We start from the raw sequence: 9,937 nt of genomic DNA on the forward strand, positions 1-9,937 counted from the left end.
CAGGCCATCCGGCGTCGCCTAGCGTCGGAGCATGACCGCCGACGATCCGCTCCCCGACCGTCCCGGCGACGAGGCCCGCGCCGTCCCCGGTGCGGACGAGATCGCGATCCGCGCGGCCGAGCCCGCGGACATGCGAGCGGTCGCGGAGCTGCGCTGGCGGTGGTCCGTCGACGAGTCGGGCACGGCGCCCGTGACCGATCCCGCCGGCTACGTCGCCGCGACCACCGCCTTCGCCGACGCGCACGCGGGGACGCACCGCTGCGTCGTCGCCGAGCGGGACGGCGTCGTCGTGGGCCTGGCCTGGCTCGCCCTCACGGACCGGCCGCCGACGCCGGACGACCTGAGCCGCGTCGCGGGCGACGTGCAGTCGGTCTACGTCGTCCCCGAGCTGCGCGGATCCGGGACCGGCTCCCGGCTGGTCGCCGCGCTGCTCGACGACGCCCGCGCCGCGGGCTGCCGGTACGTGCGCGTGCACTCGAGCCCGCGCGCGATCGCCGTCTACGCCCGCGCGGGCTTCGCGGTGGACGAGACGTACCGCGTCGTCCGGCTCTGACGCGCCGACGCCGGGATCCCACCGAGGAGCGCGCAGTCCGCCACCTCGCGCCGGCCGCACGCCGCGAGGCACGAGGATCCGCGTCCCACTGTGCACACGCCGCAGCGCCCGCAGCGCCCCGCGGCTAGCCTCGCGGAATGCCCGCCGCCCCCGCCGCCCGATCCGGCGGGGTGCGCGCGGGTTCCCGCGTGGGCCAGGTCCTCGCGTCGCACGCGATGGGCGTCCTCACCCGGGGACTCGCGCTCGACGGATCGCTCCGGCGCCTCGACGAGCACGCGCCCGGGGCGCGCGCCTGATGCCGCACGCGACCTCGCACGACGACGAACCCCGCACCCTCCTCCACGTGCTCCCGTGGACCACCGCGGTGGGCGGCGCGGTGGCGGTGCTCCTGATCCCCGGGTCATTGGTCGCGCTCAGCAGCATCACCAGCCGGGCCGGCTCGGACGACGGCAGGTTCCTCCCGGTCGTGCTGCAGGCGATGCTCTTCGCCGCGGTGATGGCCTTCGTCGTCGGGCTGGCCGCCGGCGCGCTGGCGGGCCTGCCGGATCACCTCGCGCGGCACCGCCCGGAGCTCCGGCGGCGCACGTCGGCGCTCGCCGTCGTCATCCTGACCGCCGTCATCTCCCTCGCCTGGCTGGCCGTGCTCGCCGAATGGCAGCCGCTCCCCCTGGCGCCCACCCTCGGGACGACCGGCGTGGTCGCCGCCATCACCGCGGGGGCCACGGCGATCGTGGTCGCCCGCCACGCGCGACGCCGACGCCGGAAGGAGTCGCGCCCCTCGGTCACGGACGCGTGAGGATCACGCCCCGCCGCGGTTCCCCTCGAGCGTGAACGTGAAGACGTCCTCGTCGAACGCGCTGTAGCCCGCGTAGTCGAGCAGCTCGTAGAGGCGGGCGCGGGTCTGCATCTCGGGCACCTTCGACGCGAGCGTGCCCTCCTCGAGGATCGCGTCGAGGCCACGCTCGGCGGCGCCCATCGCGAGGCGCAGGAGCGACACCGGGTAGATGACGATGTTGACGCCCACGTCCGCGAGCTGCTGCGTCGTGAACAGCTCGCTCTTCCCGAACTCGGTCATGTTGGCGAGGATCGGCACGTCCACCGCGGCGCGCATCGCCTCGAACTCGGCGAGGTCGGCCATCGCCTCGGGGAAGATCGCATCGGCGCCCGCGTCCACCAGCGCCTTCGCGCGATCGACCGCCGCGGACATGCCGTCGACCCCGCGCACGTCGGTGCGGGCCATGATCAGGAGGTCCGGATCGCGGCGGGCGTCGACGGCCGCGCGGATCCGCTTCAGCGCCGTCGACTCGTCCACCACCTGCTTGCCGTCGAGGTGGCCGCAGCGCTTCGGGTTCACCTGGTCCTCGATGTGGAGGCCCGCGACGCCGGCGTCCTCGAGCATCTGCACCGTGCGCGCGACGTTCATCGGCTCGCCGAAGCCCGTGTCCGCGTCCACGAGGCAGGGCAGGTCGGTGACGCGCGCGATCTGCTGCGAACGCCCGGCCACCTCGGTGAGCGTGGTGAGGCCGATGTCGGGCAGACCGAGGTCCGCCGAGAGCACGGCGCCCGAGATGTAGACGCCGTCCATGCCCTTGTCTTGGATGAGGCGGGCCGAGAGCGGGTTGAACGCGCCGGGCATCCGGAGCAGCTCGCCCGATGCCAGCCGCTCGCGGAACGCGCGGCGCTTGGCGGCGGAGGTGAGGGTGGAGTGCAGCACTAGAGGAGTCCCTTCGGGGAGCCGGCGCCGTCGAGCAGGCCGGGCCGGGCGGTCACGGTGAGGCCGGCGAGCTCGTCGGCGGTGAGCTCCGGCAGGCGCTCGACGAGCTGGAGGAAGCGGTCGACCTCGCTGTCCTCGAGCACGCCGTCGGCGAGCGTGCGGAGCTTGGCGACGTAGTCGGCGCGCGCGAACGGCCGGGCGCCGAGCGGGTGCGCGTCGGCGACGGCGATCTCGTCGACGATGGTCGAGCCGTCGGTCAGGCGGATCTCCACCCGGCCGCCGAACGCCTTCTCGGCCGGATCCATGGAGTGGTACCGGCGGGTCCACTCCGGGTCCTCGGTCGTGGTGACGCGGCGCCAGAGGTCGACCGTGTCGGGGCGGCCGGCGCGCTCGGGCGCGTACGAGTCGACGTGGTGCCACGCGCCGTCCTGCAGCGCGACCGTGAAGATGTACGGGATCGAGTGGTCGAGCGTCTCGCGGCTGGCGCGCGGGTCGTACTTCTGCGGGTCGTTGGCGCCGGATCCGATGACGACGTGCGTGTGGTGCGACGAGTGGATGAGGACGCGGTCGATCGCGTCCGCGTCGGCGAGCACCGGGTGGGCCTGGTGCAGGCGGCGGGCGAGGTCGATCCACGCCTGCGCCTGGTACTCGGCCGAATGCTCCTTCGTGTACGTGTCGAGGATCGCCCGCTTGGCCTCGCCGGGTGCGGGCAGCGGCACGTCGTAGGAGGCCGCGGGGCCGTCGAGCAGCCACGCGATGACGCCGTCCTCGCCCTCGTAGATGGGGGTGGGGCTGGTCTGGCCGCGCATCGCCCGGTCGATCGCCTCGACGGCCATCTTCCCGGCGAACGCGGGCGCGTGCGCCTTCCACGTGCTGATCGCGCCCTTGCGCGACTGCCGCGTGGCGGTCGTGGTGTGCAGGGCCTGGCCGACGGCCTGGAACACGGTCTCCTCGTCGAGGCCGAGGAGCGTGCCGATGCCGGCCGCGGCCGACGGGCCGAGGTGCGCGACGTGGTCGATCTTGTGCGCGTGCAGGCTGATGGCCTTCACGAGGTCCACCTGGATCTCGTAGCCGGTGGCGATGCCGCGGATCACGTCGGCGCCCGTGAGCGCGCGGCCGTCGGGACGGCCGGCCGCGGCGGCGTGCTGCGCGGCCGCGAGGATCGGCGGGATGTTGTCTCCCGGGTGCGAGTACTCCGCGGCGAGGAAGGTGTCGTGGTAGTCGAGCTCGCGCACGGCCACGCCGTTCGCCCAGGCGGCCCACTCGGCGCTGACGCGGGTGGCGGGATCCGCGCCCACGACGGTCGCGCCCGCGCCGCCCGTGGACGGCCCGTGCGCCAGGGCCTGCGCGCGCGCCGCGACGACGGGCGCGCGGGTGAGCGAGGCGGTCGCGACGGCCGCGTTGTCGATGATGCGGTTGACGATCATCTCGGTGACCTCGGCGTCGACCTCGACGGGATCCGCGGCGACGGCGGCGATGCGCCCCGCCAGCTGCTCCCCGGGAGGCAGGGCCTCGTCGCTGCGGTGGACGCGGACGCGGTGGATCTGCATGCTCTTCCTCACGGTCGGGGCACCGTCGCGGAGGGCTCGGGGCCTCGTCCGCGTGGCACCGGTCCAGCGTATCCACCGCCGGGGCCGTCCTACGCTGGGGCGTGCTCACCGTCGACCCCGAGTCCCCCCGCACCGCCGACGTGCTGCCGCTCCTGCGGCAGGCCGACGAGTTCGCGCTCGCCCTCTACCCGGCCGAGAACTACCACGGCCTCGACGTCGCGGCCCTCGACCGGCTTGGCGTCACGTTCCTCGTCGCGCGCGACGACGGCCGCGCTCTCGGCACGGCGGCGGTCGTGGACGGCGGCGACGGATCCGCGGAGCTGAAGCGCGTGTTCGTGACCGACGCGGCGCGCGGCCTCGGCGTCGGGCGCGCGCTGCTGGTCGCCGCGGAGGAGCGGGCGCGCGAGATCGGCGCCCACGTCATGCGGCTCGAGACGGGCCTGCCCCAGACCGCGGCCATCGCGATGTACGAGCGCGGCGGCTACCGGCACGTGCCGCGCTTCGGGCCGTACGGCGCGGATCCGACGAGCGTCTGCATGGAGCGCGACCTGCGCGTGGCGCCCGGGCCGCTCCCCCGCTGGATCCTCCGCCCCGCGCTGCCCGACGACGCGACCTGGATGGCGGAGCTCCGCGCCGTCGCGCTCCGGCCCGATCTCGAGCGGCTGGGGAGATGGGATCCGGTGCGAGTCCGCCGCCGCTTCCTCGACGGATGGGCCGCCGAGCGCACCTCGGTGATCCGCGTCGCCGGCCGCGACGCGGGCCTCATCGCCTGCCGCGAGGAGCCCGACGCGCGCTGGATCGAGCACTTCTACCTGGATCCCGCGGTGCAGGGCCGCGGCATCGGCGGCGAGGTGCTCCGCGATCTGATGGCCCGGTTCGACGACGGCCGCCCGTACCGCCTCGACGTGCTCCAGGGCAGCGCCGCGCGTCACCTCTACGAGCGGGCCGGGTTCCGGGTCGAGCGGGAGGATGCGGTGGACGTGTGGCTGGTGGCGCTGCGCCACGACCCCGCGGCCGCACCCCGGGCGACGAAGGGGACGTCCCCACGATGACGACCTCCGCGCGACCGGTCACCCACTTCACGCCCGCCCGCCACTGGATGAACGACCCCAACGGCCTCATCCACCACGACGGACGATGGCACCTGTTCTTCCAGCACAACCCGCACGGGATCGACTGGGGCCACATGAGCTGGGGCCACGCCTCGAGCGTCGACCTCCGCACGTGGACCGAGCATCCGGTCGCCCTCCGGCACGATGACGACGAGGCGGTCTACTCCGGCTCGGTCGTGTTCGACGCGGGGAACGCGTCCGGTCTCGGAACGGCGGATCGCCCGCCGCTGGTCGCCCTCTACACCTCCGCGCGCCCCGGCAGCCAGGCGCAGGCCCTCGCGTCGAGCGCCGACGGCGGCCGGACGTGGACGAAGCACGGCGTCGTCCTCGACCGCGGGACCACGGACTTCCGCGACCCGAAGGTGCTCCGGCACGGCGACCACTGGATCATGGTCGCCGTCGAGGCGCTCGACCGGCAGGTGCACCTGTTCCGCTCCGACGACCTCCGGTCGTGGACGCCGCTGTCGGTCTTCGGCCCCACCGGATCGACGGAGGGCATCTGGGAGTGCCCGGACCTCTTCCCGCTGGACGGGAGGTGGGTGCTCCTCGTCTCCACCAACCCCGGCAACCCGGCCGGCGGATCCGGCATGCAGCGCTTCGTCGGCGACTTCGACGGCACCGCCTTCACGGCCACGTCCTGGGGCCCGCTCGACCACGGGCGCGACCTCTACGCGGGCGTGACCGTCGCCGACGCCCCGGAGCCGACGCTCATCGGCTGGATGGGCAACTGGGACTACGCGGACGCGGTGCCGACCTCGCCGTGGCGGGGGTCGATGGCGCTGCCCCGGCGCCTCGCGCTCCGCGGGGAGCAGGTGCTCCAGCTCCCCGCGGTCCCGGACCCCGGCCCTCCCGACTGGCTCGCGGCGCAGGGCGAGGCGCCCTCCGGTCCCCTCCCCGCGGCGGCCCACGGTCGGGCGCTGCGGATCCGGCTGCGATGCGTCCCGCGGGAGGGCGCGGTCGCGCTGGTGGTCCGTGCCGCGGCGGACGGCTCCCGCGGCACGACCATCCGGATCGACGGCGACGTCCTCACCGTCGACCGGCGGGCCTCGGGACAGGTGGGCTTCTCGCCGGCGTTCCCGAGCGTCTCCTCGGCACGCGTCCCGGCCGACGCCGACGGAGCGGTGTCGCTCGAGATCTGGGTCGACGTCTCATCCGTCGAGGTGTTCGCGGATCAGGGGGCCGTGGTCCTCACGGAGCAGGTCTTCCCGTGCGACGAGGACATCGCGGTCGTCCTCGAGACGCCGGCCGGCGGGTCCACCTCGATCGACGTCACGGTCCTTCGCGCATGAGGTCGCGATCTCGCGTGGTGGGTCGCCCGGAGACCTCACCCGGGTCGAGGCCACCTGGGCAGGCGCCCGAGGAGGGTGACTAGCTGGACGGCCAGCGCGGCCGGCCCGACCCGCGGCATCCGCGCAGTCGTAACGTGGAGGGAAGACCGCGAAGGAGCAGGAACATGGAGCACATTCGACTCGGCAGCACCGGCCTCCGCGTGAGCCGTCTCGCCCTCGGCTGCATGACGTACGGCGATCCCGCCCGGGGCATGCACTCCTGGACCATGGACGAGGAGGCGTCGGCGCCCTTCTTCCGCCAGGCGGTCGAGCTCGGCATCACCTTCTGGGACACCGCCAACGTGTACCAGCAGGGCACGAGCGAGGAGTACGTGGGGCGGGCCATCCGCCGCTTCTCCCGGCGTGAGGACATCGTGCTCGCGACCAAGGTCTCCGGGCGGATGCACGACGGACCCGGCGGATCCGGCCTGTCCCGCGCCGCGATCCTCGAGCAGGTCGACGCCTCGCTCCGCCGCCTCGGAACGGATCACATCGACGTCCACTACCTGCACCGCTTCGACCCGGAGACCCCGGTCGAGGAGACGATGCAGGCGCTCGACGACGTCGTGCGCGCGGGGAAGGTCCGCTACCTCGGCGCCTCGTCCATGCACGCCTGGCAGTTCGCGAAGCTCCAGCGCGCCGCGGCGGTCAACGGCTGGACGGGCTTCGCCGCCATGCAGGACCAGTACAACCTCCTCAAGCGCGAGGAGGAGCGCGAGATGATCCCGCTCTGCGCCGACACCGGCGTGGCCCTCACGCCGTACTCCCCCAACGGCAAGGGCCGGCTCACCCGGCCTCGCGGCGCGACGACCGCGCGATCGGCGACAGACGAGGTCGCCGAGGCGTTCGACACCGACGCCGACGGCCCCGTCATCGACGCGGTGGAGCAGGTCGCCGCGGAGCGCGACGTGCCCATGGCGCGCGTCGCGCTTGCGTGGGTGCTGCGGAACCCGACGGTCGCCGCGCCGGTCATCGGCGCGACGAAGCCCCACCACCTCACCGACGCCGTCGCCGCCCTCGACCTGGAGCTGACCGACGACGAGGTCGCCCGGCTCGAGAGCCCCTACGTGACGCAGCCGCCGTTCTGGTGGTGACGGGACGGCCGGCGTCGGGATGCTGTTCGCAGGCCTGTTCGGCGCCGCCATGTGCGTGCTCCGGGAGATGTGCCGAGGGTCCGTGGTGTGGATCGGCGCCGTCCACTTCGTGGCCGACGTGATCCTGATGGGAGGCGTCTATGGAGTCTGGACCTGACAAGGGGTTCGCCGTGCTGCTCGATCGTCTGGGGAGGTCCGCGCGAGCTCATGCGTGCTCCGGAGCGCCGACGGAGGCCATGGTCTGGGACGAGTCGTCGGAGATCACGGTCCGCCTGTCCCTGCGCGGAGACGAGCTCTGGGCGATGGCCGGCTCCGGCCTGCTGGTCCGCTTCGTGGAGACGAGCGAGGGGGAGTTCGACCTCGATCAGGTCGAGCACGCCGTCGGGCTGATGCTGCGGGGGCTCGCCGTCGAGTTCTTCGGGGCGGCCGATGATCCCGGGGGCGAGGCGTACCCGTCCGGCTTCGAGATCGGGAGCGAGCGTGCATTCGCGGGCGGCCTGGACGAGGGGCAGTCGCGCTTCCGCGCACGCCTCGCCGGGCCGATGTTCCGCGCGACGGTGCCGATCGCGGAGTGAACGTGTCCTGGCCGCAGCGCACGGCGGACGCGGACGCGAGCGCCGTCGCCACCTAGTCGCCGGGGTGCAGGCCAGCGTCCGCCGGCCCGGTCCGCCACGCGGTGAAGTGGACGGTGAAGCCGTCGCGCGTCGGGGCGCAGCACATGGGGCCCGCGGTCACGGCGGCGTCGGGATCCAGCGGCGACACCCGCACGAGGCGCCACGGCTCGTCGTCCACCCGCGCGCGGACCGTCAGCGCGTCGCCGGAGCGGCTGGCGCGGATCGTCACGAGCCGGCCGTGCCAGTCGGGGACGGGCGCCAGCGACCAGTCGGACATGCCGCGGGTGACGACGGCGCCGAGGCCGTCCTGGCCGTCGCTGCGCTCGACGCCGGCCTTGGTCCACACGCGGTGGTCCAGGTGCCGGAGTCCCAGTCGATGTCGGTCATGGCCCGAGCGTACGCACCCCGCGATCCCCGGTCGGGCTCGGACGGCGCGCGCGGAGGAGCGATCCGCCCCCGTCCCGGGAGTTCACGGAAGCAGAACATCGCGTTCACGCACGGGGTCGCGCCACGGCCGATGATCCTGATGCCGAGCTCCCGCGCGCCTGCGCACGCCGGCCTGCGCGACCCCGCGCGCATCCCATCACAGAAGGACGAACGTGACGATCCCCCCTGCCCGCCGTGCCGCTCCCGCGCGCATCGGCGCCCTCACCGCGGCGGCCGCCGCCGTGGTGCTCTCCGTCGGCATCGGCGCGCCCGCGCACGCCGCCGCCGACCCCGCGCTCCAGCCGGCTCCCACGGCGAGCGACCACCTCATCACCGACGTGCCCGGCCTCGTCAACGGCCGCGAGCTCGGCGCCTTCCGGGGCCTCGACGGGCGCACGGTCGACGCGAGCCGCCTGATCCGCACCGAGTCGCTCGACAAGATCACCGCGGCCGGCGCCGCGACCCTCGCGACCGCGCACCACGTCGACCTCGTGATCGACCTGCGCACGCCCGGCCAGATCCAGAAGAAGCCCGACGTGCCGATCCCCGGCGCGAAGACGGTCGCGATCTCGCTCTTCGGCGCGGACGGCGACTACCCCGACGACACCGTGATGTACCAGGACCTCATCGACAAGGGCCGCGTCGACGCCGCCCACCCGGGTGTCATGATCAGCGCCTACCGCCAGGTGCTGCAGGCCATCGCGTCGCACACGGGCGACGGCACGATCCTCATCCACTGCTCGCACGGCATGGACCGCACGGGCACCGTGGTCGACCTGCTCGACCGGATCCTCGGCGTCGGCAGCTCCGACATCCTCCACGACTACCTGCTCTCCAACACGCAGCTCGGCGTGGACTGGGCGAAGCCCGCGCTCCTCCAGGGCACCTTCGAGGCCGGCATCGCCTCGCGCTACGCGGGCATGGACTCCTACATCCGCACCACGCTCGGCGTCGACGACCAGGAGATCCGCGCCCTCCGCGCGGAGTTCCTCGTGTCCGACGACGCGGCCGCGACGTCCATCACCGTGGGCGGCGTGGACGTGCCGGTCGCCGACGCGGCGGGCTCATCGGGCGCCACCGTGCCCGTCGGCCGCGCGTCGATCGCCCCCGCCGACGTGCACGTGGCCCTGGCCGACGCCGGCAGCCGCGCGGCCGTCACCGTCGCCGGTCGCGTCGTCACGGTCGTCGTCACCGCGGCGGACGGGCGCAGCACGCGCACGTACCGCGTCACCGCCGGGCTCGCGCGGATCGAGCTGCCGGGCGCATCCGCGCCCGTCGCGGGCGGGACGGTCGCGGTCCGCGCGTCCGGCCTCACCCCGGGCGCCGCGTACCGGGTCGAGCTCCACTCGACGCCGACCGACGTGGGCACCCTCACCGCCGCGTCCGACGGCTTGGTCGCGGGCACCGTCACGATCCCCGCGGGCACCGAGGCGGGTGCGCACACGCTGACGCTCCTCGACGCGTCGGGCGCGGCCGTCACGGATCCGGCCGCGCTCACCGTGAGCGCCGCCCGGGCCGCCGGCACCACGACGGCAGGCACGGCGGG

General features: G+C 74.4%; 11 protein-coding genes and 1 pseudogene. 9 read left to right on the forward strand and 3 right to left on the reverse strand.

Annotation, left to right across the window (positions count from 1 at the left end; translation table 11 throughout):
• The first annotated feature begins 31 nt into the window (after positions 1-31).
• From AWH51_RS05400 to AWH51_RS05405, 3 genes are all read left to right on the forward strand, one after another.
• Positions 32-553, forward strand: coding sequence for a GNAT family N-acetyltransferase (locus tag AWH51_RS05400; protein ID WP_081234888.1), 522 nt, complete (start codon positions 32-34; stop codon positions 551-553).
• Between the two features lie 137 nt (positions 554-690).
• Positions 691-849 (forward strand): hypothetical protein, encoded by a 159-nt coding sequence (locus tag AWH51_RS16210; RefSeq protein WP_175345468.1) that lies wholly within the window; start codon positions 691-693, stop codon positions 847-849.
• A complete protein-coding gene (locus AWH51_RS05405) occupies positions 849-1,349 on the forward strand; it encodes a hypothetical protein (RefSeq protein WP_063071087.1) in 501 nt (166 codons plus the stop codon). The genes AWH51_RS16210 and AWH51_RS05405 overlap by 1 nt, the downstream gene beginning before the upstream one ends.
• Positions 1,350-1,352: 3 nt before the next feature.
• Here the strand turns inward: AWH51_RS05405 and prpB are convergent, their stop codons facing one another.
• Positions 1,353-2,267 (reverse strand): methylisocitrate lyase, encoded by a 915-nt coding sequence (gene prpB, locus AWH51_RS05410; protein WP_063071088.1) that lies wholly within the window; start codon positions 2,265-2,267, stop codon positions 1,353-1,355.
• A complete protein-coding gene (locus AWH51_RS05415; RefSeq protein WP_063071089.1) occupies positions 2,267-3,817 on the reverse strand; it encodes an MmgE/PrpD family protein in 1,551 nt (516 codons plus the stop codon). Before AWH51_RS05415 ends, prpB begins: the two co-directional genes overlap by 1 nt.
• Positions 3,818-3,918: 101 nt before the next feature.
• Here AWH51_RS05415 and AWH51_RS15665 point away from each other — a divergent pair, with 101 nt between their 5' ends.
• The 5 genes from AWH51_RS15665 (at position 3,919) to AWH51_RS05440 (ending at position 7,926) form a co-directional block, all read left to right on the forward strand.
• Complete coding sequence (locus AWH51_RS15665; RefSeq protein ID WP_081234890.1) at positions 3,919-4,869, forward strand: GNAT family N-acetyltransferase; 951 nt, start codon at positions 3,919-3,921, stop codon at positions 4,867-4,869.
• Entirely contained in the window at positions 4,866-6,218 is a 1,353-nt protein-coding gene (locus tag AWH51_RS05430; RefSeq protein ID WP_063071090.1) for a glycoside hydrolase family 32 protein, read from the forward strand. The genes AWH51_RS15665 and AWH51_RS05430 overlap by 4 nt, the downstream gene beginning before the upstream one ends.
• Positions 6,219-6,382: 164 nt before the next feature.
• On the forward strand, positions 6,383-7,351 hold the full coding sequence (locus AWH51_RS05435; RefSeq protein ID WP_063071091.1) for an aldo/keto reductase: 969 nt from the start codon (positions 6,383-6,385) through the stop codon (positions 7,349-7,351).
• 19 nt (positions 7,352-7,370) lie between these two features.
• Positions 7,371-7,508, forward strand: coding sequence for a hypothetical protein (locus AWH51_RS16215; RefSeq protein ID WP_175345469.1), 138 nt, complete (start codon positions 7,371-7,373; stop codon positions 7,506-7,508).
• Between the two features lie 79 nt (positions 7,509-7,587).
• Complete coding sequence (locus tag AWH51_RS05440; RefSeq protein ID WP_063071092.1) at positions 7,588-7,926, forward strand: hypothetical protein; 339 nt, start codon at positions 7,588-7,590, stop codon at positions 7,924-7,926.
• Positions 7,927-7,978: 52 nt separating this feature from the next.
• On the opposite strand, the pseudogene AWH51_RS05445 reads toward AWH51_RS05440, so the two are convergent.
• A pseudogene (locus AWH51_RS05445) lies at positions 7,979-8,311 on the reverse strand (DUF1349 domain-containing protein); the annotation flags it as partial.
• Positions 8,312-8,564: 253 nt separating this feature from the next.
• Here AWH51_RS05445 and AWH51_RS05450 point away from each other — a divergent pair.
• Positions 8,565-9,937, forward strand: a 1,373-nt coding sequence (locus tag AWH51_RS05450; protein ID WP_063071093.1) for a tyrosine-protein phosphatase, incomplete at its 3' end; no start/stop codon positions are given.

Source organism: Clavibacter tessellarius (genome assembly GCF_001618005.1).
GTDB lineage: Bacteria > Actinomycetota > Actinomycetes > Actinomycetales > Microbacteriaceae > Clavibacter > Clavibacter tessellarius_A.

Coding starts and splice junctions, on each gene's coding strand:
- AWH51_RS05400 (WP_081234888.1), top strand. CDS start 32: ATGACCGCCGACGATCCGCTCCCCGACCGTCCCGGCGACGAGGCCCGC.
- AWH51_RS16210 (WP_175345468.1), top strand. CDS start 691: ATGCCCGCCGCCCCCGCCGCCCGATCCGGCGGGGTGCGCGCGGGTTCC.
- AWH51_RS05405 (WP_063071087.1), top strand. CDS start 849: ATGCCGCACGCGACCTCGCACGACGACGAACCCCGCACCCTCCTCCAC.
- AWH51_RS05415 (WP_063071089.1), bottom strand. CDS start 3,817: ATGCAGATCCACCGCGTCCGCGTCCACCGCAGCGACGAGGCCCTGCCT.
- AWH51_RS05430 (WP_063071090.1), top strand. CDS start 4,866: ATGACGACCTCCGCGCGACCGGTCACCCACTTCACGCCCGCCCGCCAC.
- AWH51_RS05435 (WP_063071091.1), top strand. CDS start 6,383: ATGGAGCACATTCGACTCGGCAGCACCGGCCTCCGCGTGAGCCGTCTC.
- AWH51_RS16215 (WP_175345469.1), top strand. CDS start 7,371: ATGCTGTTCGCAGGCCTGTTCGGCGCCGCCATGTGCGTGCTCCGGGAG.
- AWH51_RS05440 (WP_063071092.1), top strand. CDS start 7,588: ATGGTCTGGGACGAGTCGTCGGAGATCACGGTCCGCCTGTCCCTGCGC.